Origin of the sequence: Bradyrhizobium sp. IC4059, assembly GCF_020193615.1 — a bacterium.
In the GTDB taxonomy this organism is placed as follows: Bacteria; Pseudomonadota; Alphaproteobacteria; order Rhizobiales; family Xanthobacteraceae; genus Bradyrhizobium; species Bradyrhizobium yuanmingense.
Genome location: NZ_JADYVH010000006.1, coordinates 427034 through 448107, shown reverse-complemented (window position 1 = coordinate 448107; position 21074 = coordinate 427034). Strand labels below are relative to the sequence as shown.

Genomic DNA, 21074 nt, shown 5'->3' with positions numbered 1-21074 from the left:
CATGAAGCTGCTTTCTTTCCTCGCCGACGGACGCCCCACCTTCGGCGCCGTCAAGGACAACGGCGTCGTCGATCTCGGCGCGCGGATGGCGGCGTGCACCACGCTGCGGGAGCTGCTCGAAGCCGGTCAGCTCGCCGAGGCGGCAAGGCTGGCCGCCTCCGCGGCCCCTGATCATCCGCTCGACAAGATCAACTTCGCGCCCGTGATTCCCGATCCCGGCAAGATCATCTGCGTCGGCCTCAACTATCGCGATCACGTCGCCGAGACCGGCCGCACCGTCACCGAAAAGCCGGCGCTGTTTGCGCGCTTCGCCTGTAGCCAGGTCGGTCATCTCCAGCCCATCGTCAAACCTGGGGTGAGCGACGACTTCGACTACGAAGGCGAGCTCGCGCTCGTCATCGGCAAGGCGGGCCGTCACATCCCCCCTGGCCGCGCGCTCGACCACGTCGCCGGCTATTCCTGCTACAACGAAGGCAGCATCCGCGACTGGCAGCGCCACACCAGCCAATTCCTCGCCGGGAAGACCTTTGCCGAGAGCGGCAGTTTCGGTCCGTGGCTGGTGACGACCGACGAGATTCCGGATCCGTCAAAACTCACCTTGCAGACAAGGCTCAACGGCAACGTCGTGCAGGACACCACGACGGATCTCCTGATCACCGCCATCCCCGAGCTGATCGCCTACATCTCCACCATCTGCCCGCTCCTGCCCGGCGACGTCATCGTCACGGGCACGCCAGGCGGTGTCGGCGCCAAGCGCACGCCGCCGCTGTGGATGCGCCCCGGCGACACCGTCGAGGTCGAGATCTCCAGCATCGGCACCCTGCGCAACGCTGTGATCGCCGAACTGGCCTGACCGTCAACATCGATCAATCAACGATAACATCAAGGAAACGCCATGGGCACGACCCGCACCACCTCCGTCGCCACCCTCCTGATCGCACTTGCGCTCGCGCCCCTCCCCGCGCGGGCCGAGATCAAGGGCGAGGCCATCCGCATCGGCGTCCTCACCGACATGAACGGCGTGTTTGCAACCGCCATGGGTCCGGGCTCGGTCGAAGCGGCACGGATGGCCGCCGAGGAGTTCGGCGGCAAGATCAACGGCAAGCCGATCGAGATCTTGCAGGCCGATCACCAGAACAAGCCGGATCTCGCCGCATCGCTGGCGCGAAAATGGTTCAGCGACGGGGTCCAGGCCGTCGCCGATGGCGGCAGCTCCGGTGCAGCGCTGGCGGTGCAGGAGCTGGTGCGCGGCAACGGCAAGATATTCCTCATCTCCGGCGCCGGCGCGAACCAGCTGACCGATGAAGCGTGCGCGCCAACCAGCGTGCAATGGACCCAGGACGCCTATTCCACCGCGACCGCCGTGGTCTCCGGCATCATGCAGACCAGCAAGGAGCCCTGGTTCTTCATCACCGGCGACTACGCCTTCGGCCATTCGATCGAGGTGACCGCACGCGAGCGCATCGCCGCACTCGGCGGCAAGGTCGCCGGCAGCGTCAAGGCGCAGCTCGGCACGCCCGATTACAGCTCATTCCTGCTCCAGGCGCAGTCGTCGGGCGCCAAGATCCTGGCCATCAACGTTGCCGGCGACAACGCGACCGCGATCAAGCAGGCCGAGGAGTTCGGCCTCGCCAGCCAAGGCATGAAGATCGTGCCGATGTCGTTCCAGAACGTCGACATCGAGGCGGTTGGGCTCAAAGCGACGCGCGGTGATCTCATCGTCACCTCCTTCTTCGAGGATGTCTCGCCGGCCGCCCGGAGATTCTCCGATGCATTCTATGCTCGCCGCAAGGCGATGCCCTCGCAGATTCAGGCCGGCGTCTATTCCGCCGTGCGCCACTATCTGCAGGCCGTGAAGGACACCGGTTCCGATGAGGGCGCCGTCGTGATGGCCAAAATGAAGGCGACGCCGGTGTCGGACGCCTACACCCCCAACGGCCGCATCCGCGAGGACCAACGCATGGTGCACGATCTCTATCTGGTGCAGGTCAAGACACCGGAGGAATCCAAGGGTCCGTGGGACTTCGTCAAGCTGGTCGCGACGATCCCGCCCGACCAGGCCTTCCGCCCGCTCGATCGCAGCAAATGCAGCCTGGTCGGCAAGTAAGCGCTTTGAAGCGAAGTGGATACCGCTTCGCTTCAGAGAACGCGTCAAGTTGGAATCTGACCGTCAGGCGAGATAGCGCGTCAGATAGCCTTCCATCGCGTAGAGCGCGCAGAGCGCGAGGCTCGACCACACCGCCGCGCTGAAATACAGGAACATCCAGGTCAGCTCGCCCTTCCAGTGCGCGATGTCGTGGGTCACCACCCAGCGCGTCGAGACGTCATGCAGCCCTTCGAGGAAGCCGAGGAATGTGTTGCCCTCTTCATGCCCTGCTCGCCAGCGGCTGAGATACATCGGCACGTCGACTGTGATGAGGAAGGCAAGGAAGCAGGCGATGCCGACGATGCCTGACATCAGCGCCCAGCGCACTACGCCCTGGAATTCCGGCATCAGACGGCATAGCGCGATGCCGGCCAGGAAGAAGGTCACAGCCCACAGCGAATTCTCGATCGCGTTATAGAGGAAGTTGGTCGTCACCACCGCGTACCAGGAGAAGCATTCCGCGATGAGGATGATCGGCACGATCACGAGCGCGATGTTCACCGCGGTCTCCGCGCCCGTCATCTTGCCGAGCTGATGCAGGATGATGGCCCATTGCGCGGCGAAGCAGAGCTCGGCCACCGTCGCCACCGTCCGGCCGACGGCGACGCTGGAGAGCCAGGTGTCGAACAGGCAGATGCGCTGCACGTCGGCGCGCGGCAGCACCGAACGGAAGGCGCAGCCGAACACATAGCCGGCGCACAGCAGGAACATCAGCCCGATGTCCGAGCCGCCACCGAGGCTGGCCGAAGGCGTCGGATAGAACTCACGATAGAGCATGAACCAGACGAGGATATTGGCGCTGCTCACAAGCGTGAGGGATCCCCACCACCACGCCAGGGGATTTGACCGCGCCTGCCACTGCAACATGAACCGCTCCGCAAAAATATCGATCTGACACGTCGTCGTAATAATCCTGTCACAGAACGACAGGCAATCACGACAAAAATCTGTGTGCCCGGTCGTTCCAGCGGTGCTCGGAAGGCGCAAGAAGCGCTGCGAGCCGAGTGTCCACATATCGGACAATTTTCTCATGAATGGCGAATCTATTGGACATTCGAAATCCGTCCGTCTGATATTCGGGGATGGCTCCGACTGACTCACCCAAGCCGCAGCGCCCGCTCTCCTCTGCCGCAGCCGTGCTGGCCGAGAGCGCCGATGACGCCGCTTTCGCCACCACTCTGGCCAAGGGGCTCGTCGTGCTCGAGGCGTTCAAGGCCGGGAGCACGCTGCTGGGCAACATGGAGCTGTCGACGCTGACCGGCATCCCGCGCCCGACGGTGGCGAGGCTGACCCATACCTTGGCCGAGCTCGGCTATCTCCGCTACGACGCCGAGCGGTCGAAGTACCGCGTCGGTGCACGGGCGCTGCGGATGGCGCATCCCCTGCTCGCCGGAATGCAATTCCGCCAGGTGGCGCGGCCGATGATGCAGGAGCTGGCGCACAGCGTCCGCGGCACGGTGTCGATCGGCCTGCTCGATGCGACGTCGATGATCTATGTCGAGACCGCGCGCTCCGGCGATGTCGGCCCGCACGTGCCCGACATCGGCATGCCCATTCCCGTCGTGATGACCGCCATGGGCCGCGCCGCGGCGGCGACCTTGCCGCCGGCCGATGCAGACCGGCTGGAACGCAATCTCGCCGCCGAGGATGCCGGATTGTGGTCGGCGCTCCGCGACAAATACCGCGCCGGCATCGCGCAATGCAAAAGCCGCGGCTTCTGCACCTGCTGGGGCGAGTACATGGCCTCGATCCATGCCGTCGCCGCGCCGCTGTTTCATATCGGCGAAGCGAAACAATCATTCTCGATCAATTGCGGCATCCCCGCCTTCCGGCTGCAGCCCGGGCAGCTCGAGGGCGAAATCGGTCCGCGCATCGCGGCGCTCGCCGATAGCATCCGGGCCATGGTCGGGCAGGCCGAGCTCAAGCCGCCGCCGCGCAAAACCAAGAAAATCACAAGCGCCGGAACATGATATGGCTGGACCGCTCGAAGGATTGAAGGTTCTCGACATCGCGACGATCATCGCCGCGCCGTTCGCCGCCACGCTGCTGGCCGACTACGGCGCGGACGTGCTCAAGATCGAGATGCCCGGGCACGGCGACGGCGTGCGGTCGTTTCCGCCGTTCAAGAACGGCAAGCCGCTGTGGTGGAAGGCCGCCAACCGCAACAAGAAGTTTGCCACGCTCGATCTGCGCACGCCGGAAGGGCTTGCGCTGTTCAAGCAGCTGCTTCCACGCTTCGACGTGCTGATCGAGAATTTTCGTCCGGGAACGCTGGATCGCTGGGGGCTTCCCAAGGAGGTGCTGTGGTCGATCCAGCCGCGTCTCGTGATTCTGCGCGCCACCGCCTTCGGGCAGGATGGTCCCTATCGGGAGCGCCCCGGCTTCGCCCGCATCTTCGAGGCCATGGGCGGACTGACTTACATCACCGGCGAGAGCGGCGGCGAACCGACCCATCCCGGATACCCGATCGGGGATTCGATCGGCGGCCTGTTCGGCGCCGTCGGCGTGCTGGCAGCGCTGTGGAAGCGGGCGCGCGACCCGGATGCGCCGGGCGAGGAGATCGATCTCGCGCTGACCGAAGCCACCTTCCGCCTGCTCGACGTCCTCGCCATCGAGCACGACCAGCTCGGCACCGTTCGCAGCCGCATCGGCAACGCCAATGGTTATTCAGCACCGGCCGCGGTGTTTCGCACCCGCGACGGTCACTGGGTCACGCTCGCAGGTTCGACCAACGCGCTCTTTGCAGCGAACTGCCGGGCGATCGGCCGCCCCGATCTGATCGCGGATCCGCGCTTTGCCGGCAATGAGCAGCGCGTCAAGCACGCCGTCGAACTCAACGACATCTTCGCGGCCTGGTGCGCCGCGCATCCCCTCGACGAGGTCCTCGCGAGATTCAATGCCGCGCAGGGAACGCTCGCCCCGATCTATTCGATCGACCAGATCGCCGACGACCCGCAGGTGAAGGCGCGCGAGGTGATCACGCGCGTTGCCGACCGGGATTTCGGCACGGTCGCCATGACCAATGTCGTGCCGCGTTTCACCGTCGCTCCCGCGCGCCTGCGCCATGCCGCGGGCGACGTCGGCCAGGACAATGACGAGGTCTACCGGGATTGGCTCGGGCTCTCGGACGCCAGGATCGAGCAGCTCACCCAACGAAAGGTGATCTGAGGTCGTAAGAGCGGCAGATAAAAGAGAAACAAATACAGGGAGGAAGACAACAGTGGCATCGTTCAAGGTGACGCGGCGAGCTCTGCTGGGCACGATCGCGGGCGGGCTCGCGGCCGGCTCAGGCATGAGGGCACATGCCGAGGACGCCTGGCCCTCGCGCATGGTCCGTCTGATCTCGCCTTACGGGCCCGGCGGGTCCAACGACATCTCGCTGCGTCTGCTCGCCGAAGAGTTCGGCCGCAGCCTGCGTCAGCAGTTTATTGTCGAGAACAAGCCGGGCGCCGGCACGCGCATCGCCAACGACATGGTCGCCCATGCGCCGGGCGACGGCTACACCATCCTCTATGTCGCGGCGCCCTACGCCACCGCCGAGGCGCTGTTCGGCAAGCTGACCTATGAGCGCAAGGATCTGGCGCCGGTGGCGATGGTGGTGATCGCGCCGCTGTTCCTCATCATCAGCGCCGAGGCGCCGTTCAAGACGCTTCCCGACCTGATCGCCTACGGCAAATCCAAGCCCGACGGCCTCACCTTCGCCTCCCCAGGCGCCGGCTCGCAGCCGCATCTTGCCGGAGAGCTCCTGTTCCGCGACGCCGGCGTCAAGGGTTTGAACATCCCGTTCCGGGGCGATGCGGCCTCCTACACCGAGCTGCTCGCCGGACGCGTCGACGCCACACTGACCGCGCTGCCGACGGCCTTGCCCTACATCCAGAGCGGCAAGTTCACCGTGCTCGGCGTCGCCTCGGCCGAGCGCAGCGCGCTGTATCCGCAGGCACCGACGCTGCGCGAGCAGGGCTTTCCCAATGTGGCTGCGGCCGGCTGGTACGGCTTCATGGTGCCGTCCACGACGCCGCGCGCCATCGTGGACAAATTCCAGGCTGAGGTTCTGCGGGCGCTCGCCGAGCCTGCGATCAAGGACAAGCTGACCGCGCAGGGCCTCGAAGTGCGCCCAGGCACCGCCGCCGAGTTCAGCAAGTTCATCGACGCCGAAACGCAGAAATGGACCAAGCTGATCCGCGACGCCGGCCTCAAGGGCGAATGAGGATTGCTGGAGGAAACCGACATGAAAAACGTCGTCACCAAATTCATCGCAGCCTCCGCCCTTCTCCTCTCGGTCGCGGCAGCGCAGGCACAAAAGAAATACGATCCCGGCGCGTCCGACACCGCGATCAAGGTGGGCCAGACCGTGCCGCTCAGCGGCCCGGCCTCGGCCTACGCGGTGATCGGCAAGACCCAGGCCGCCTATCTGAGGATGATCAACGACCAGGGCGGCGTGAACGGCCGCAAGGTCGAGCTGATCCAGTATGACGATGCCTATTCGCCGCCGAAGACGGTGGAGCAGGTCCGCAAGCTCGTCGAAAGCGACGAAGTGCTTTTGACCTTCCAGATCATCGGCACCGCGCCGAACGTCGCCGTGCAGAAATATCTCAACGCCAAGAAGATCCCGCAGCTCTTCGCCGCCACCGGCGCCGCACGCTTCACCGATCCAAAGAACTTCCCCTGGACCATGGGCTTCAACCCCTCTTACCTCGTCGAGGGCCGGATCTATGCGCAATACCTCCTGAAGAACCATCCGAACGCCAAAATCGGCGTGCTCTACCAGAACGACGATCTCGGCAAGGATTATCTCGCCGGCCTCAAGGCGGGCCTCGGCAACAAGGCGAGCATGGTCGTCGCCGAGACCTCCTACGAGATCAACGAGCCGACGATCGACTCGCAGATCCTGCGGTTGAAGGATGCGGGCGCCGACGTGCTGTTCAGCGCGACCACGCCGAAGCAGGCCGCGCAGGCCATCAAGAAGGTCGCCGAGATCGGCTGGAAGGCGCTGCACATCATCGACATCAACGCCTCCTCGCTCAGCGCCGTGCTCAAGCCCGCCGGGCTCGACAATTCCAAGGGCATCATCAGCGTCGGATACGTCAAGGATGCCGCGGATCCCGAATGGAAGGACGACCCGGGCATGAAGCGCTACCTCGCCTTCATGGCCAAGTACTATCCTGAGGGCGACAAGGATTCGAACCTGAACGTCTACGGCTACATCACCGCGCAGCTCCTGGTGCAAGTGCTGAAGCAATGCGGCGACGATCTGACCCGCGAGAACGTGATGCGACAGGCGGCCAACCTCAAGAACGTCGAGCTCGACCTGACGCTCCCGGGGATCTCGGTCACGACCACGCCGACGGACTATCGCGTCAACAAGCAGTTCCAGATGGTGCAGTTCGACGGCCAGCGCTGGCAGAAGCTCGGCGACATCGTCACGGACGAAGCCAGGGAGTGAACCCGCTTCGCCGGCGCTCAACGCCTTTCGGCGTAACGGCCGCCGCCACGGATGAGATCGTCGCGTTCCGCGGCATGGCGCTGGTATTCGGAGATCGCGCGGTTGGCCATGCGGATCCGATTCGTGTGTCCCTCCTCGACCATCACGGTGATGCGCTGCGCCAGGAACACGCAGGCGTCGAATTCGTCGCTGATGGCGCCCGTTCGCGTAAGAAAGTCCCAGGCGATCTCGTAGGCCTGCTCCGCCGCGGGATTGCGGTAATCGCTGAAGATGATGTGCGTCATCACTTCCAAAGCCTGATCGCAGCGATCGTTCCTAGGCTCACGCGCAGATGGCAGGGAACCCGGCGGCGCGAAAAAACCACCGGCCGCGGGGCGCGCCGGTGGTTCGCTGTCAGCGAGGAACGCGAAGAACTACGCGGCCTGGCGCTGATGCGTGAGGTACTCCATGGTGACCTTCTCGACATTGGAATCGATCCAGGCCGCCATGCGCTGCTCCTCCTTCAATGACGTCTCGAGCGGCTCCTTCGCCTCCGGCATGCCGGCCGCGCCGCACAGCGCGAGCAGCGACTTGTAGGCGGCGATCTCGAAATTCTCGAAGGCGTTGTTCGCGAAAGTGTTCTTCAGAATCTCGTCGCCGGCAACCGAATGCGCCATGGCCATCATGTTGGCCATCACCGACTGCGCCGTATCCTTCAGGCTCGACGTGCTCTCGCCACAGGCTTCCAGGCACTTTTCGAGGCGACGCAGTTGCTCATTGGTCTCCTGAAGGTGCGCCGTGATCTTCGCCTTGACCTCGGGATATTCGTCCAGCCGCTCCGACTGGCGCTCCATCAACTCTCGCGCCTGCACTTCCATCGCATGCGCATTGCGTAGTCCCACCACGAACGTATCGCGGGCTGCATTGGCCATTTTCCTGTTCTCCATTTGACTGGCGTCGTTCGCGCAACCGGGAAGCACGGGCGATTGTTCCTAACACGGCCGCGCTGATTGCCGCAGGAGAGACCATGTCTTCGTTGCCTGTTCCGGCCGAAGGACCCAGCGCTAACCTGCGATAGCCAAACGCAAACGTGGTCTTCGACCGCGGGAACGCCGGCTGCGCCCCGCCGTTCACAGCAGCGCGTGGTCACAGCGCGACGTTGCGCCCTCACCCCAGCGACAATGATGATCTAATGACCGACAGTCCTTCACCCGCCAGCAATTTCCCGGTGCCGCGTCCGGGCCAGGGGCAGCCGGACAACGCCTCAGATCCCTATTTCATGCAGATCCGCGATGACCTCGCGGACAAGGGCTTCTTCACCGCCACCGCCGAGGATTTGATCACCTGGGCGCGGACGGGATCGCTGATGTGGATGACGTTTGGACTCGCCTGCTGCGCCGTCGAGATGATGCAGATGTCGATGCCGCGCTATGACGCCGAGCGGTTCGGCTTTGCGCCGCGGGCCTCACCGCGTCAATCCGACGTGATCATCGTGGCAGGCACCTTGACCAACAAGATGGCCCCGGCCTTCCGCAAGGTCTACGACCAGATGCCCGAGCCGCGTTACGTGATCTCGATGGGATCCTGCGCCAACGGCGGCGGCTATTACCATTACTCCTATTCCGTCGTGCGCGGCTGCGACCGCGTGGTGCCGGTCGACATCTACGTCCCCGGCTGCCCGCCGACCGCGGAAGCGCTGCTCTACGGCGTGATGCTGCTCCAGAAGAAAATCCGGCGGATGGGCACGATAGAACGATGACACATCAGACTGGGTCGACACGGACCGGCATGACGCAAATTCCTCTTTCCCCGGCGGCCGAGGCGGAAAACCCCGAATTCGACCTCGAGCGAAACGACAACACACGACAGATCGTGGCCGACGTTGCTTACCGGCAGCTTGCCATCGTCAACGTGATCTTTGTCGGCCGCGAAGGTGCTGGCGACGGCAACTGGGTACTGGTCGACGCCGGCATCCCCGGAGCGGCACCGGCGATTCGCTCCGCCGCCAAGGCTCGGTTCGGCGGCCACGGCCGCCCGGCCTGCATCATCATGACACACGCTCATTTCGATCACGTCGGTGTGCTCGAGACGCTGGCGAACGAGTGGGACGTCCCGGTTTATGCGCATCACGCCGAGCATCCCTATCTCGACGGCACGCAATCCTATCCGCCAGCCGATCCGAGTGTCGGTGGCGGCTTGCTCGCCCTGCTCTCTCCGCTGTTTCCGACAAGACCGGTCAACGTCGCATCCCGCCTTTATGATCTGCCCTCGGACCACAGCGTGCCCTTCATGCAAGACTGGCGGTGGATCCCGACGCCCGGCCACACGCCCGGTCATGTCTCGCTCTGGCGTGAGCGCGACCGCGTCCTGATCGCCGGCGACGCCTTCATCACCACCCGGCAGGAGTCAGTTTACGCGGCAATGACGCAAACGCCAGAGATGCACGGGCCGCCGATGTATTTCACGCCGGATTGGGCCAGCGCAAAAACCTCGGTGCGCGAACTTGCCGCGCTTGCTCCCGAGATCGTCGTGACCGGCCATGGCGCGGCGATGCAAGGACCGGCGATGCGCGTTGCGCTCGATGCTCTGGCCGAGTTGTTCGACGAGGTCGCCGTACCTTCCCATCGACGCGCATAGAAGTGGTGGTGGGGGACCGCGTCAATTTCGGCTTTGCGGTCCGCGAATTTCGAAGCGATCTGAACTGCGATTGCAGATGATTAGGAACGCAACTCCACTGGCTTCATTGCGCCAATACGACAGAACAAAAGGAGTTGCGCATGTACTATTTCGACAAGCGACTACAATACCCGGTCAGGGTCGAGAAGCCCGATCCGATCTTCGCCCGCCAGCTGCAGCAGGCGATCGGCGGCGTGGAGGGCGAGATCCGCGTCTGCCTGCAATATTTCTTCCAGGCCTGGGGCGCGCGCGGTCCGGCCAAATATCGCGACGTGTTGCTCAACACCGCAACCGAGGAGATCAGCCACATCGAGATGCTTTCGACCGCGGTCGCCCTGAACCTGGAAAATGCACCGGCGACGATGCAGGAGAGCAGCATGCAGGGCAATCCGATCGTCGGCGCGGTGATGTCCGGCGGCGAGCGGCCGCGGCACGTGATCGAGGGCATGCTGCATCGGCATATCCTGTCGACGGGCATGGCGGCCTTCCCGGCCAACGCCGACGGCGTCCCGTTCGATTGTTCGCACATCTACGCCAGCGGCAATCTCGCCGCCGATATGTATTGCAACGTGGCCGCCGAAGCCACCGGCCGAACGCTGGCGGTGCGCCTCTTCAACTCCACGAGCGATCCGGGCATGCAGGACATGCTCAGCTACCTGATCGCGCGCGACACCATGCATCAACAGCAATGGCTCGCCGTGATCGAGGAGCTGGGCGGAGATGCCGCGCTGCCGATTCCGAACAGCTTCGACCGGAGCAAGGAAGCGACCGAGTTCAGCTACATGTTCATGGGTACCGAGCGCAGCGGAGCGCCGCTCGAGCCAGGCCGCTACAACCAAGGTCCGTCGCTCGACGGCCGCGGCGAATTCAGCTTCCGCCCCGCCTTCGAGCCGCTCGGCGACGAGCCCGTGCTTGGACCCGCACGTCCCGACAGCGCCGCGCAAGTGGAGCAGATGCAGGAGCCGCCGGTCACCAACGCGCTGACCTGACCTGTACAAGGCAAGCCGCCATTTCGACGGCGGCTTGATCAGAATGCGTTCGCGCACGCCGTCATTCCCGGCTCGCCATCTCAGGGCCCGGGAATGGCGGGACTGCCTTCACCGCTTCATGCCCGCCACATAGGCCGCGAGCTTGTCGAGCGTCTGGTAGCCGTATTCGACGGCGCCGAAGCCGATCATGCCATCGCGCTGCTCGGTGCTCGAGGCCAGCTGCCGCATCATCAGCACGGTCTTGCCGTTGCTCTGCTCGGCAAAGGTGACGGTGAAGCGGAACATGCGGGGATCGTCATCCTGGTCGGTACCGTGATCCATCTCCATCAGCGACGGCCGCTCGATGCGGCGGAAGCGCATCCGGTTCGGATAGACCGTGCCGTCGGGCCCGATCATGTTGAAGCGCCAGACGCCGCCGACGCGCACGTCGATCTCGAAGGTCTCGACCTTGAATCCCTTCGGGCCGAACCATTGCGGCAGATGCTTCGGGTCGGACCATGCCTCGAACACCAGATCGCGCGGCGCGTCGATCACGCGCGACATCACGATCTCGCGGTCGAGCGACCATTGCGACAGAGCGGGATTTGCAAAACCAGTCATTGTCAGGAACCTTTCCGTTCGGTTGTGCGGGACGGCCGCTTGGCGGCCGCCCTTTCCTTCTCTTTCTTGAGCTTCATCACATAGGCCTCGAACTGGTCGAGCCGCGCTTCCCAGACCGCGCGCTGCTGCTGGAACCAATCCTCGGCGCCGACCAGCGCATCCGCGCTGAGACGGCAGGTGCGCACGCGTCCCGATTTCTCGGACTGAACGAGCCCGCTCGTCTCCAGCACATGGATGTGCTTCATGAAGCTCGGCAGCGCCATGTCGAAGGGACCGGCGAGCTCGCCGACCGACGCCTCGCCCGCGCACAGCCGCATCACGATCGCCCGCCGCGTCGGATCGGCGAGCGCGGCGAAGATCTGGTCGAGGTTGGATAATTGGTTAGCCATGAAGCTAACTATACACGCAGGATCGCGGACGTCAACAATTGTTAGCCGAACGGCTCAGTTTTGTAATCTCGATTGGCGGGAACCCACAACGCGCAATCGTGAGTTGGGACCTCGCGCCCTCCTCACTAAAACATCCCGGGGGCGCATCAGCATGATCGATCAGAGCACGTGGCGCCCGTTGTCATCTCATCCCCGATCACCCGGCGAGTCTTCGCCCAGGCCGCGTCCATTGCGATGGCGATGGCGCTTTGCCAGCGCCGCGCCTCGGCCGATTCCGACATGATTGCGCAAATGCGCGACATCGTCGCCGGCGCGCTGGCGCCGACCGCGACGGCGGACCATGCGGGCGGCCTCGCCGCAGCGCTCTATGCCGGCCGCCATGTCGAGTTCTTCAGCTACGGGTTCGCCGACGATGCGAGCGGACGGAAGGTGACGCCCGACACGCTGTTCAACCTCGCCTCGTTGCGAAAGCCGTTCGAGGCCACGCTCGTGGCGCTCGGCGTGCTGCGCGGCGAGCTGCGGCTCGACGATCGTCTGCCGAAATACCTGCCCGAGCTGAGCGGCAACTACATCCGCAACGTCACTGTGGGCCAGTTGGCGACGCACACGTCGGGCCTGCTGCTGCCGACCGACCATCCGCCCTGGCCGAACGAAGAGTTTACGCGCGAGCAGTTCATCGCCCTGCTGAACGCCTTCACGCCGGCACCCGGCATCGCACCTGGCCGGCAACGCGTCTACACCCATGCCGGCTATGTGCTGCTTCAGCTCGTGCTCGAGCGTTGCTACGGCAAGCCGATCCATGCGCTGATCCAGCACCGCATTCTCCGCCCCCTCGCCATGGGCTCCACCTTCCTCCCCGAGCGCGGTCCGGACCATCGCGCCGTCATGGACGCGGCGGCGATGCAGCGCGTGGTCCAGGGCTATTCCGACCAGGGCATGGCGATCGGGCCGATCGGCAACCAGCAGAGCTACTTCGATTTTCCCGGCACGGGCCAGATGTTCGCCTCCGCCCGCGACCTTGCCGCCTTCGCGGCCGCCTGCGTCGACGGCCGCGCGATCGACCCGCATTTGCGCGAGGCGTTGCGGCTGACGCAGCGCGAGGCCTTCCGCGTCGACGAAAGATTCGGACAGGGCCTGGCCTGGGAGACCGTGCGCGTTCCAGGCGTCACCATCGTCGACAAGCCCGGCGGACTCAACAACGCCTCCGGCTATATCGGCCTGGTGCCGGCGCGGCGGATCGGCATCGTCCTGCTGGCCAATCGCGGCGAGTATCCGCACGAGATCGCCCGCTACAAGATCCTGCCGGAGCTGGCGCGGCTCATCGCCTCACATTGAGGCCGCCGCTCAGACCGAGCGCATCAGCCCGCCGTCGACGCGGATGTTCTGGCCGGTGATGTAGGCGGCGCCGTCGGAGGCCAGGAACGAGATTGTCGCCGCGACCTCTTCGACCTTGCCGTAGCGCTTCATCGGCACGCTATCGCGCCGCGCGTCCTGTTGCGGCAGGCTGTCGATCCAGCCCGGCAGCACGTTGTTCATGCGGACATTGTCGGCCGCGTAAGTGTCGGTGAAGATCTTGGTGAAGGCGGCGAGCCCTGCGCGGAACACCGCCGAGGTCGGGAACATCGCGCTGGGCTCGAACGCCCAGGCGGTCGAGATGTTGATGATGGCGCCGCCCTTCTGCGCCCGCATCAGCGGCGTCACCAGCCGGGTCGGACGGATCACGTTCAAGAGATAAGTGTCGAGGCCGGTGTGCCACTGCTCGTCGGTGATCTCGGTGATAGGGGCACGCGGCCCGTGCCCGGCGCTGTTGACGAGCACATCGATCCGTCCCCACTTCGCCATCGCAGCCTCGACGAGGCGCTTCAGGTCGTCGTTCGACTGGTTTGAGCCGGTAACGCCGAGCCCGCCGAGCTCGGCCGCCAGCGCCTCGCCCTTGCCCGAGGACGACAGGATCGCGACGCGAAACCCGTCTGCCGCCAGCCGCCGCGCAGCCCCCGCCCCCATGCCGCTGCCGCCGGCGGTGACGAGCGCAACCTTCTCTACTGCCATGATCCGATGATCCCTTCAGTTGAGGCGAGCCGCAGGCTCGGCCTATCATGAGGCCTTCTACAGCCAGACCCGTCGGCAGGTCCATGGCCGAAGGCATCCATCATGAGTGGCTTGAAATGAGTGATTTGCAGATCCGCAATTTGCGTCCCGACGAAATCGCCCTCGCCGTTGACTGGGCCGCGGCGGAGGGCTGGAATCCGGGGCTGGCGGATGCCGCCTGCTTCGCGATCCCCGATGCCCGAGGCTTCTTCGTCGGCGAGATCGACGGCGAGCCGGTCGCGACCGTCTCCTGCGTCAATTACGACGACCACTTCGCCTTCCTGGGGTTCTACATCGTGCGCGAGCGCTTTCGCGGCGCGGGCCATGGCCTGCGCATCTGGAATGCCGCGATTGCGCATGCAGGCGCGCGCGTGATCGGCCTCGACGGCGTCGTGGCGCAGCAGGAGAATTACAAGAAGTCGGGTTTCCAGCTCGCTTACGCCAATATCCGCTATGGCGGCACCGTTGCGGGATCGGTGAAGCCGCCCGCCGATGTCGTTGCGCTCGACAAGCTCCCGTTTGCGCTGGTGGACGCCGATGACGCCCGTGTATTCCCCGCCGCGCGCAGCGCCTTCCTGCGCGCCTGGATCAACACACGAGGCCACGTCGGCCGCGCGTTGCTGCGCGAGGGCAGGCTCGCTGCATGGGGTGTGATCCGGCCCTGCCGGACGGGCTACAAGATCGGCCCGCTCGTCGCCGACGATCGCGCCGCCGCGGATCAAGTCGTGCAGGCGCTGCTCGGAAGCGCGGGCGCCGGCGAGGTCTTCCTCGACGTCCCCGCCGTCAATCCCGTCGCGATCGCGCTCGCCGAGGAGCTCGGCCTCGAGCCGGTGTTCGAGACGGCGCGGATGTATACGGGGCAGATCGCGCCGCTGCGGCTCGACCGCGTCTTCGGCGTCACCAGCTTCGAGTTGGGTTAACTCAGTAGCAGCGCATGATGTTGACGGTGTGCTCGCTGCCGCCACGGCCGGGCACCGTCACCTGCTCCGTCGGGCAGCTCGGCACGTAGGGCCGATTGGACGGCACGACGTTCGGCGGATAGCGATGCGTCCAGTCCCAGGGCACATCATAGGTGTAGGTGTAGCGCACATCGGCGGAGAGCGACTGGTTCACGTCGGCGAAGGGCTGGCTGTAGCCGGCGCCGTCGTAGAAGTAGCTGCCGCCGCCCGGCCAATAGACCCAGGGAGCGCTGCGGCGGTGGAACCTGGCGCCCGGCCCGATCGCCGGACGTGCCGCAGCCGGCGGCGCGGCGGCAGTTGCGACGCCTGACGCAGTGGCGCCGGCGGGTCCGGCAAGACTGTCACTGGAGCTGAACAGCAGCGCAGCTGCGCTGAGCGAGGCGAACAACGCCCCATATGATCTGGCAATCATGATACGCACCACACTCGTTTGGCTTCGCGATAGCGGCTCCCCGAAAGGAGGCTAGGCCGGGCTGTCGCCCACCCGCAAACGTATAATTAATTATTGGTTAAGGCACGCGAATAACCGGGAACAAGGTGCGGCAGAACGCCCGGAATTCCTCTCTCATTTCAAGGGCTTCGTGCGTCAGTGGCCCTGCAGCTTGCGCAGCCAGTCGAGCATGTCCTGCGGGCTTGCGCTGCCCTGTGTCACGATCGCGGTGTTGCCGCCGCTGCGGCGAGTGACCGTCGTGCGCCCGGGCTCCTTCTGCCGATCGCCGCTCTGCGTGATCACCGACGTGCCGTTCTCGTCCTGGACCATTGTGGTGTGACCGTCGCCCGGGGCGCTCGGTGGGCGAATGCGCGACATCCGTCTGCAGTTTCTCTCCGAAGCGCTCGTCCTCTGCCTGCTCGGCGGCGCCATCGGCGTCGCCGGCGGCATCACGCTCTCGATGACGGTCGCCCGCATGGCCGGTTGGGTCACCTCGATCGACGGCCAGGCGATCGGCCTGTCTCTCGTCTTCTCGATCGCGACCGGCCTCGTCTTTGGTTTCTATCCAGCCCACAAGGCGTCCAAGCTGAGCCCGATCGAGGCGCTCAAGACGGAGTGAGAGCATGCCGGGATGTTCGCAAAGGCCAGGGAGGCATCAGCCATGAGCTCGGATCCGAAGGACTTGATCGCACCGACGCCGCGCGAACGGGAGCTGATGACGCTGATCGCGCGGGGAATGCAGAACAAGAACATCGCCTACGAGCTCAACATCTCGGAGAACACGGTGCGGGCGCATATCGGCAACATCATGCGCAAGTACCGGCTTCAGAACAGAACGCAGATCGCGATCGCCTTTGCCCTGCACGCGGCGCCATCGTCGCTCCGGCGCGATCTCGCCAAGACCGAGCTCTATCCGGCCGCGACGAAGCCGGCGCAGGCGCTTGCACCGAATCCACCGACGGCGCAGACCGCGCCGGATTGAATGGATGCAGCCACCATCCCTTGCGTTGCCCGACGGGCAAAACATCCAATCTATGGGTCAACGCACGCGGCCCAAAATATTCCGCTTTACCGAAATTCGGAAATCGCCTATGTGTCGCGCAACCCGGCCCAAGGAAGAGGGGCGTATCGCGATCGTCACGAACGCGGGCCGGGGGGCGGTGGACGCTGATGGCGTTGGCGCGAAAGGGTTTGCAGGGCGGAGAGCCGTGAGCAAAGACCTCGCGCATACGACCGGTGTCATCGGCGTACGGCAAAATCGTGTGGTCCTGGCGCCCGGGGTCTGTGCGTCAAGTCTTGCGGTGATGTTGCGGCCCAACCGGGCAAGCGCATCAGCCATCCGCAAGGCGACGGGGGCAATAGTGCATCGCTCCCCGGGGAGAGCACGACATAAGCCGTAAAGCCACTGCGCAGGGAAGGCCGGATGTTTGGCTTCACCTGTATGCCGCTGTGCAAATTCTTCGTTGCCACCTTTCGCACAGTGGACCGTGGGTGCCCGGCCGGCACCCGGTCTTCCCTGCGCCCTCTTTCAATTGAGGGTCGGACGACAGGCAAAGCTCGGGCGAAATGCGCCGCGAGGATGCGGCAGCGTGCCTGCGAGTCATGCGAATTGGAGAGACGCGGTGTCGCAACTTGCTCCGTCATTGCGAGCGCAGCGAAGCAATCCAGAAATGTATCCGCGGAGGGATTCTGGATTGCTTCGCTGCGCTCGCAATGACGCTGTTGAGACAGCGGTGTCACAATGCGGTAGTCTCGCGCCCCGGACACGAGCGTGACACGATCTGCGAGCCGCGACCGCGGCCCATTTGCCTTACATCCCGATGTCGAACACGTTCGGCAATTGGCCCGCCAGAGGCAGTGCGGTGGCGCCGAGGAAGGTCGCCACCATCGCCATCAGGCGACGGTTGTTCTGGCGCTTGCCACGCATCTGGCCGGCGATCCACTCCAGCATCTCGCTGTTGACCTTGGAGGCATAGGACGGCGCCCAGCTCTCGATCTCGGTGTCGGCCGACAGCGCGACGCTGCGCGGCGGCACCTTCAGGCCCGAGGCGCTCGCGGCATAATGGGCGACCGCCTTGGCAAGCAGGTCGTCGAACCGGCCGCCATCGGTGCGCTCCGTCGCGGCCTCGTTGATCTCGAACAGAACTTCGGCCTCGGCGCGGCTGACCGGCTGGTCGTTGACGGCGGTGGCGGTGAGGATGCGCACGCACCAGGCGGTGTCATCGGCGTCGAGCGAGCGGGAGAAATGCACCCGTCCCTTGGTGGTCGGGCCTTCGCCCGTGATCACGCCGTCCCGCACGACGGAAAGGGCATGAGCTGCAGTATCGCGGCAGGACGGCACGAGGGACGACGGCTCGGTGGGCTTAGGCGCAGCGGCGGACATAGTTCACTTCCAGACTTCTTCTGATCGACCAGCATTTCCATGCCGGCGTAAAGGGGTGGTTAACGATTCGATACGGGGATCGCGACTTTTCTAGATGGTTGCCAATTGGTCGCTATCAGGACCAATCTGGTTCTAGAACGCGCCGGGCGAGCGTGATGAAAGTCATAAAAGGCATTATCGGGGCGAGCGAGACCGTGTGACCCCGGTTGGAGCTGTTTCGCCGCAGCTGCCGCTGTAACAATAAGTTGCTAGAAAATCGGCTCTTCAAAGAAGGAATTCACATTTTACTTGAGCCGGTTCAGTTGGCGTTCACTTAGGCCGGCGAAGCCCTTATAATGGATGTGACGGCCGGAGACGAATTCTCGATTAGATTCAATGAGATGAGGTAAGATCATGACACTTCCGATCGGCGCCACCGCCCCTGACTTCGAAGCCGAAACCACCGAAGGGAAGATCAAATTCCACGACTGGATCGGCAACAGCTGGGCCCTCTTGTTCTCACACCCGAAAGACTTCACGCCGGTTTGCACCACCGAGCTCGGCGCCCTCGCCAAGCTGAAGCCGGAATTCGACAAGCGCGGGGTCAAGCTGATGGGCCTCTCGGTCGATCCGGTCGACCGTCATGCCAAATGGTCGGAAGACATCATGGAGACCCAAGGCGCCGCGCCGAACTACCCGATGATCGGCGACACCGATTTCAACGTCTCCAAGCTCTACGGCATGCTGCCAGCCTCGACCTCTGGCGATCCCCTCACCCGCACGCCGGCCGACAACCAAACCGTCCGCAACGTCTTCATCATCGGCCCGGACAAGAAGATCAAGCTGGTGCTGGTCTATCCGATGACGACGGGCCGGAACTTCCAGGAGATCCTGCGCGTCATCGACTCGCTCCAGCTCACCGCCAAGCATCGCGTCGCCACCCCGGCCGACTGGTCGCAGGGCGACGACGTCATCATCGCGGGCTCGGTCTCCAACGACGAGGCCAAGACGATCTATCCGCAGGGCTGGAAGGAGCCGAAGCCCTACATCCGCATCGTCCCGCAGCCCAGATGACTTTTGGCGGTCGCGGATAGCGGCCCCAAAAAGTCATCCCGGGGCGATGCGTCAGCATCGAACCCGGGATCTCGAGATCCCGGGGCTGGTCCTTAGGACCATCCCGGGATGAAGACCCAGAATCACGCCGCGTGCACGCGGTCGAGGAAGCTCTCGACCTCGGCCTTCAGATGCAGGCTCTCGCCCGACAGCGCCTGGGCGGAAGCAAACATCCGGCTCGACGTTTCGCCCGTCTCGCTGGCGCCCTTGGCGGCGTGACGGACATTGACCGCGACATCGGCCGTGCCTGACACCGCGGCGCGCACGCTGGCCACGATGTTGTGCGTCGCACTTTTCTGTTGCTCGACCGCCGCCGAGATCGAGCCTGCGATGCCGCTGATGCGCTCGATGGTCTGGCTGATCGCCTTGATGGCTGCGACCGATTCCTCGGTCGCAAGCTGCATGCTCTCGATCTGGTTCGAGATCTCGTCGGTCGCCTTCGCGGTCTGGCCGGCGAGCGTCTTGACCTCCTGAGCCACCACCGCGAAGCCGCGGCCGGCATCGCCCGCGCGTGCAGCCTCGATGGTCGCATTCAGCGCCAGCAGATTGGTCTGCTCGGCGATCGAGGTGATCAGCTTGACGACGTCGCCGATGCGCGAGCCGGCCTCCGAGAGCTGCGCGATGCGCTGGTCCGTCGCTTCGGCCTGCCGCACCGCCTCGGCGGAGATCTCGTTCGATTCCTGCACCCGGCGGGTGATCTCGGAGATGGATTGAGACAGCTCGTCGGAAGCGGACGCCGCCGAACGCACATGCTCGGAGGCGCTTTCGGATGCTCCTGCCGACTGCGCTGACAGATCAGCCGTGGAGCGCGCGGCGTCGGTGAGTTGTCGCGCGGCGCGCTCGAACTCGCCGGACGATGCCAGCACCTTGTCGAGAATGCCGCCGACGCTGCCGCGGAACCCCTCGACGAAGTTGCGCAGCTCGGCCTTGCGCTGCTCGGCTGCGGCAGCGGTTGCCGCTGCCTGCTCGGTGCGCAGGCGCGCCCGCTCCTGCGAGTTGCTCCTGAACACCGCGACCGTGCGGGCGATCTCGCCGATCTCGTCGGCCCGGTCCTCGCATTCGATCGCGACGTCGCTCTGACCGTTGGCAAGCGCGGTGAGCGAATGCGTCACCGAGGTCAGCGGCCGGGTGATGCGGCGTACGACCAGCAGGGTCAGGACCAGCACCAGAAGCGCGGCAAGCCCGGCAGCGGCCGCCATGCTCTCCATCGCCTGGGACAGCATGCCCTCGAACTGCACCATGGGGATGCCGACATAGAGAATGCCGGCGACCTTGCCGGTGCCATCGGCGATCGGGAAATAGGCGGTCATGAACGTCTTGCCGAACAGCGTGGCCGGCCCCTTATAGGCCTCGCCACGGCGCAGCGGGGCCTGCCCCGGATGATCGGCGGCCAGCTGGGTCCCGACGGCGCGGTCGCCGTTTTCCTTTTTCACGTTGGTCGAGCGGCGGATGAACTGTCCGCTCGCCGCGTCGAACACGAACAGGGTCGCGTTGCCGCCGACATAGGACACCGCCCGGTCGACGATGGCGTGATCCCTGAAGTCGGGCATTTTGGGGATCTCGGCGCGGACCACCGCGCCGTCTCGGATCGTGATCTTGGCTTCGGGAACGGTCTCCGCAAAGGCCAGCCCCAGCGTGCGCAGATTGACCTCGATGTCGCGCAGGGCGCGGTCATTGAAGGCGGATGTCAGTGACCAATAGCCGGCGCCGACCACGAGCGCCGTGTTCATTGCGATCAACAGCACCGCGCACAGGACGGCTTTGGTGCCGAGCTTGAAACGCGGCAGGAACTTCGCCGTTAGAAGATTGGACATGGATGGAATGACCCCCGTAATTCCTGCATATTGGTGCAATTGACTTACAGCCGCATTAACGACGGTTCCCACCGCCCCGCGCGGCA

24 protein-coding genes are annotated in these 21074 nt (G+C 64.7%); 14 read left to right on the top strand and 10 right to left on the bottom strand.

Annotated features, from left to right (window positions below):
• Nucleotide 1: 1 nt before the first annotated feature.
• Together I6F12_RS21535 and I6F12_RS21530 are read left to right on the top strand one after the other, a co-directional pair.
• Nucleotides 2–853 carry a fumarylacetoacetate hydrolase family protein gene (locus I6F12_RS21535; protein ID WP_225157170.1) on the top strand — a complete coding sequence of 284 codons (852 nt, stop codon included), beginning with the start codon at nucleotides 2–4 and terminating at the stop codon, nucleotides 851–853.
• A 42-nt stretch (nucleotides 854–895) separates the two neighbouring features.
• A complete protein-coding gene (locus I6F12_RS21530) occupies nucleotides 896–2107 on the top strand; it encodes an ABC transporter substrate-binding protein (RefSeq protein ID WP_225157169.1) in 1212 nt (403 codons plus the stop codon).
• A 63-nt stretch (nucleotides 2108–2170) separates the two neighbouring features.
• Here I6F12_RS21530 and I6F12_RS21525 read toward each other — a convergent pair whose 3' ends face one another.
• Nucleotides 2171–3013, bottom strand: a complete 843-nt coding sequence (locus I6F12_RS21525; protein ID WP_225142851.1) for a hypothetical protein — start codon at nucleotides 3011–3013, stop codon at nucleotides 2171–2173.
• Nucleotides 3014–3228: 215 nt separating this feature from the next.
• Between I6F12_RS21525 and I6F12_RS21520 the strand changes: the two genes are divergently transcribed.
• The 4 genes from I6F12_RS21520 to I6F12_RS21505 are packed head-to-tail and all read left to right on the top strand — an operon-like array spanning nucleotide 3229 to nucleotide 7589.
• On the top strand, nucleotides 3229–4116 hold the full coding sequence (locus I6F12_RS21520) for an IclR family transcriptional regulator (protein ID WP_036029094.1): 888 nt from the start codon (nucleotides 3229–3231) through the stop codon (nucleotides 4114–4116).
• 1 nt (nucleotide 4117) lies between these two features.
• Complete coding sequence (locus tag I6F12_RS21515) at nucleotides 4118–5314, top strand: CaiB/BaiF CoA-transferase family protein (RefSeq protein WP_225157168.1); 1197 nt, start codon at nucleotides 4118–4120, stop codon at nucleotides 5312–5314.
• A gap of 52 nt (nucleotides 5315–5366) precedes the next feature.
• Nucleotides 5367–6353 (top strand): tripartite tricarboxylate transporter substrate binding protein, encoded by a 987-nt coding sequence (locus I6F12_RS21510; RefSeq protein WP_225157167.1) that lies wholly within the window; start codon nucleotides 5367–5369, stop codon nucleotides 6351–6353.
• Nucleotides 6354–6374: 21 nt separating this feature from the next.
• Nucleotides 6375–7589 carry an ABC transporter substrate-binding protein gene (locus tag I6F12_RS21505; protein WP_128266324.1) on the top strand — a complete coding sequence of 405 codons (1215 nt, stop codon included), beginning with the start codon at nucleotides 6375–6377 and terminating at the stop codon, nucleotides 7587–7589.
• Between the two features lie 17 nt (nucleotides 7590–7606).
• Here I6F12_RS21505 and I6F12_RS21500 read toward each other — a convergent pair whose 3' ends face one another.
• Both I6F12_RS21500 and I6F12_RS21495 read right to left on the bottom strand, forming a co-directional pair.
• Nucleotides 7607–7873: a hypothetical protein gene (locus I6F12_RS21500; protein WP_081493004.1), complete on the bottom strand. Its 267-nt coding sequence runs from the start codon at nucleotides 7871–7873 to the stop codon at nucleotides 7607–7609.
• A gap of 129 nt (nucleotides 7874–8002) precedes the next feature.
• Complete coding sequence (locus I6F12_RS21495; RefSeq protein WP_036013491.1) at nucleotides 8003–8500, bottom strand: ferritin-like domain-containing protein; 498 nt, start codon at nucleotides 8498–8500, stop codon at nucleotides 8003–8005.
• A 260-nt stretch (nucleotides 8501–8760) separates the two neighbouring features.
• Between I6F12_RS21495 and I6F12_RS21490 the strand changes: the two genes are divergently transcribed.
• The 3 genes from I6F12_RS21490 to I6F12_RS21480 all read left to right on the top strand — a co-directional run bounded on the left by I6F12_RS21490 (nucleotide 8761) and on the right by I6F12_RS21480 (nucleotide 11233).
• Nucleotides 8761–9327, top strand: a complete 567-nt coding sequence (locus I6F12_RS21490; protein ID WP_225124950.1) for an NADH-quinone oxidoreductase subunit B — start codon at nucleotides 8761–8763, stop codon at nucleotides 9325–9327.
• Between the two features lie 29 nt (nucleotides 9328–9356).
• On the top strand, nucleotides 9357–10205 hold the full coding sequence (locus tag I6F12_RS21485; RefSeq protein WP_057029681.1) for an MBL fold metallo-hydrolase: 849 nt from the start codon (nucleotides 9357–9359) through the stop codon (nucleotides 10203–10205).
• Nucleotides 10206–10345: 140 nt separating this feature from the next.
• Complete coding sequence (locus tag I6F12_RS21480; RefSeq protein WP_036013489.1) at nucleotides 10346–11233, top strand: manganese catalase family protein; 888 nt, start codon at nucleotides 10346–10348, stop codon at nucleotides 11231–11233.
• Between the two features lie 108 nt (nucleotides 11234–11341).
• Here the strand turns inward: I6F12_RS21480 and I6F12_RS21475 are convergent, their stop codons facing one another.
• Nucleotides 11342–11833 carry an SRPBCC family protein gene (locus tag I6F12_RS21475; RefSeq protein WP_036013486.1) on the bottom strand — a complete coding sequence of 164 codons (492 nt, stop codon included), beginning with the start codon at nucleotides 11831–11833 and terminating at the stop codon, nucleotides 11342–11344.
• A gap of 2 nt (nucleotides 11834–11835) precedes the next feature.
• Nucleotides 11836–12222, bottom strand: a complete 387-nt coding sequence (locus I6F12_RS21470) for a metalloregulator ArsR/SmtB family transcription factor (RefSeq protein ID WP_225142844.1) — start codon at nucleotides 12220–12222, stop codon at nucleotides 11836–11838.
• A gap of 279 nt (nucleotides 12223–12501) precedes the next feature.
• On the opposite strand from I6F12_RS21470, the gene I6F12_RS21465 reads away from it, so the two are divergent.
• Nucleotides 12502–13557 (top strand): serine hydrolase, encoded by a 1056-nt coding sequence (locus tag I6F12_RS21465; protein ID WP_225157198.1) that lies wholly within the window; start codon nucleotides 12502–12504, stop codon nucleotides 13555–13557.
• 9 nt (nucleotides 13558–13566) lie between these two features.
• On the opposite strand, the gene I6F12_RS21460 is transcribed toward I6F12_RS21465, so the two are convergent.
• Nucleotides 13567–14271, bottom strand: coding sequence for an SDR family oxidoreductase (locus I6F12_RS21460; protein WP_225142842.1), 705 nt, complete (start codon nucleotides 14269–14271; stop codon nucleotides 13567–13569).
• 116 nt (nucleotides 14272–14387) lie between these two features.
• Here I6F12_RS21460 and I6F12_RS21455 point away from each other — a divergent pair, with 116 nt between their 5' ends.
• The gene (locus tag I6F12_RS21455) at nucleotides 14388–15230 is read left to right on the top strand and encodes a GNAT family N-acetyltransferase (protein ID WP_225157166.1); all 843 of its coding nucleotides are present in this window, start codon (nucleotides 14388–14390) and stop codon (nucleotides 15228–15230) included.
• 1 nt (nucleotide 15231) lies between these two features.
• Here I6F12_RS21455 and I6F12_RS21450 read toward each other — a convergent pair whose 3' ends face one another.
• Both I6F12_RS21450 and I6F12_RS21445 read right to left on the bottom strand, forming a co-directional pair.
• Nucleotides 15232–15681 (bottom strand): hypothetical protein, encoded by a 450-nt coding sequence (locus I6F12_RS21450; protein WP_225157165.1) that lies wholly within the window; start codon nucleotides 15679–15681, stop codon nucleotides 15232–15234.
• Between the two features lie 174 nt (nucleotides 15682–15855).
• Nucleotides 15856–16077, bottom strand: coding sequence for a hypothetical protein (locus I6F12_RS21445; RefSeq protein WP_036013472.1), 222 nt, complete (start codon nucleotides 16075–16077; stop codon nucleotides 15856–15858).
• Here I6F12_RS21445 and I6F12_RS21440 point away from each other — a divergent pair.
• On the top strand, nucleotides 16067–16318 hold the full coding sequence (locus I6F12_RS21440) for an FtsX-like permease family protein (protein ID WP_225142834.1): 252 nt from the start codon (nucleotides 16067–16069) through the stop codon (nucleotides 16316–16318). The two genes, I6F12_RS21445 and I6F12_RS21440, sit on opposite strands and share 11 nt — an antisense overlap.
• A gap of 42 nt (nucleotides 16319–16360) precedes the next feature.
• Nucleotides 16361–16681, top strand: a complete 321-nt coding sequence (locus I6F12_RS21435) for a LuxR C-terminal-related transcriptional regulator (protein ID WP_036029207.1) — start codon at nucleotides 16361–16363, stop codon at nucleotides 16679–16681.
• A gap of 828 nt (nucleotides 16682–17509) precedes the next feature.
• Here I6F12_RS21435 and I6F12_RS21430 read toward each other — a convergent pair.
• Nucleotides 17510–18082 (bottom strand): hypothetical protein, encoded by a 573-nt coding sequence (locus I6F12_RS21430; RefSeq protein WP_036011195.1) that lies wholly within the window; start codon nucleotides 18080–18082, stop codon nucleotides 17510–17512.
• Between the two features lie 393 nt (nucleotides 18083–18475).
• On the opposite strand from I6F12_RS21430, the gene I6F12_RS21425 reads away from it, so the two are divergent.
• Nucleotides 18476–19135, top strand: a complete 660-nt coding sequence (locus I6F12_RS21425) for a peroxiredoxin (RefSeq protein ID WP_036011192.1) — start codon at nucleotides 18476–18478, stop codon at nucleotides 19133–19135.
• Nucleotides 19136–19257: 122 nt separating this feature from the next.
• Here I6F12_RS21425 and I6F12_RS21420 read toward each other — a convergent pair whose 3' ends face one another.
• Complete coding sequence (locus tag I6F12_RS21420) at nucleotides 19258–20988, bottom strand: Cache 3/Cache 2 fusion domain-containing protein (RefSeq protein WP_225157164.1); 1731 nt, start codon at nucleotides 20986–20988, stop codon at nucleotides 19258–19260.
• Between the last annotated feature and the right edge of the window lie 86 nt (nucleotides 20989–21074).

Excerpts from the sequence above, each read along its gene's own strand:
- I6F12_RS21500 (WP_081493004.1), bottom strand. The coding sequence starts at position 7,873 with ATGACGCACATCATCTTCAGCGATTACCGCAATCCCGCGGCGGAGCAG.
- I6F12_RS21485 (WP_057029681.1), top strand. The coding sequence starts at position 9,357 with ATGACGCAAATTCCTCTTTCCCCGGCGGCCGAGGCGGAAAACCCCGAA.
- I6F12_RS21520 (WP_036029094.1), top strand. The coding sequence starts at position 3,229 with ATGGCTCCGACTGACTCACCCAAGCCGCAGCGCCCGCTCTCCTCTGCC.
- I6F12_RS21465 (WP_225157198.1), top strand. The coding sequence starts at position 12,502 with ATGATTGCGCAAATGCGCGACATCGTCGCCGGCGCGCTGGCGCCGACC.
- I6F12_RS21450 (WP_225157165.1), bottom strand. The coding sequence starts at position 15,681 with ATGATTGCCAGATCATATGGGGCGTTGTTCGCCTCGCTCAGCGCAGCT.
- I6F12_RS21525 (WP_225142851.1), bottom strand. The coding sequence starts at position 3,013 with ATGTTGCAGTGGCAGGCGCGGTCAAATCCCCTGGCGTGGTGGTGGGGA.
- I6F12_RS21420 (WP_225157164.1), bottom strand. The coding sequence starts at position 20,988 with ATGTCCAATCTTCTAACGGCGAAGTTCCTGCCGCGTTTCAAGCTCGGC.
- I6F12_RS21470 (WP_225142844.1), bottom strand. The coding sequence starts at position 12,222 with ATGGCTAACCAATTATCCAACCTCGACCAGATCTTCGCCGCGCTCGCC.
- I6F12_RS21505 (WP_128266324.1), top strand. The coding sequence starts at position 6,375 with ATGAAAAACGTCGTCACCAAATTCATCGCAGCCTCCGCCCTTCTCCTC.
- I6F12_RS21430 (WP_036011195.1), bottom strand. The coding sequence starts at position 18,082 with ATGTCCGCCGCTGCGCCTAAGCCCACCGAGCCGTCGTCCCTCGTGCCG.
- I6F12_RS21425 (WP_036011192.1), top strand. The coding sequence starts at position 18,476 with ATGACACTTCCGATCGGCGCCACCGCCCCTGACTTCGAAGCCGAAACC.
- I6F12_RS21530 (WP_225157169.1), top strand. The coding sequence starts at position 896 with ATGGGCACGACCCGCACCACCTCCGTCGCCACCCTCCTGATCGCACTT.
- I6F12_RS21490 (WP_225124950.1), top strand. The coding sequence starts at position 8,761 with ATGACCGACAGTCCTTCACCCGCCAGCAATTTCCCGGTGCCGCGTCCG.
- I6F12_RS21480 (WP_036013489.1), top strand. The coding sequence starts at position 10,346 with ATGTACTATTTCGACAAGCGACTACAATACCCGGTCAGGGTCGAGAAG.
- I6F12_RS21495 (WP_036013491.1), bottom strand. The coding sequence starts at position 8,500 with ATGGCCAATGCAGCCCGCGATACGTTCGTGGTGGGACTACGCAATGCG.
- I6F12_RS21475 (WP_036013486.1), bottom strand. The coding sequence starts at position 11,833 with ATGACTGGTTTTGCAAATCCCGCTCTGTCGCAATGGTCGCTCGACCGC.
- I6F12_RS21515 (WP_225157168.1), top strand. The coding sequence starts at position 4,118 with ATGGCTGGACCGCTCGAAGGATTGAAGGTTCTCGACATCGCGACGATC.
- I6F12_RS21440 (WP_225142834.1), top strand. The coding sequence starts at position 16,067 with ATGCGCGACATCCGTCTGCAGTTTCTCTCCGAAGCGCTCGTCCTCTGC.
- I6F12_RS21460 (WP_225142842.1), bottom strand. The coding sequence starts at position 14,271 with ATGGCAGTAGAGAAGGTTGCGCTCGTCACCGCCGGCGGCAGCGGCATG.
- I6F12_RS21455 (WP_225157166.1), top strand. The coding sequence starts at position 14,388 with ATGAGTGATTTGCAGATCCGCAATTTGCGTCCCGACGAAATCGCCCTC.
- I6F12_RS21435 (WP_036029207.1), top strand. The coding sequence starts at position 16,361 with ATGAGCTCGGATCCGAAGGACTTGATCGCACCGACGCCGCGCGAACGG.
- I6F12_RS21445 (WP_036013472.1), bottom strand. The coding sequence starts at position 16,077 with ATGTCGCGCATTCGCCCACCGAGCGCCCCGGGCGACGGTCACACCACA.
- I6F12_RS21535 (WP_225157170.1), top strand. The coding sequence starts at position 2 with ATGAAGCTGCTTTCTTTCCTCGCCGACGGACGCCCCACCTTCGGCGCC.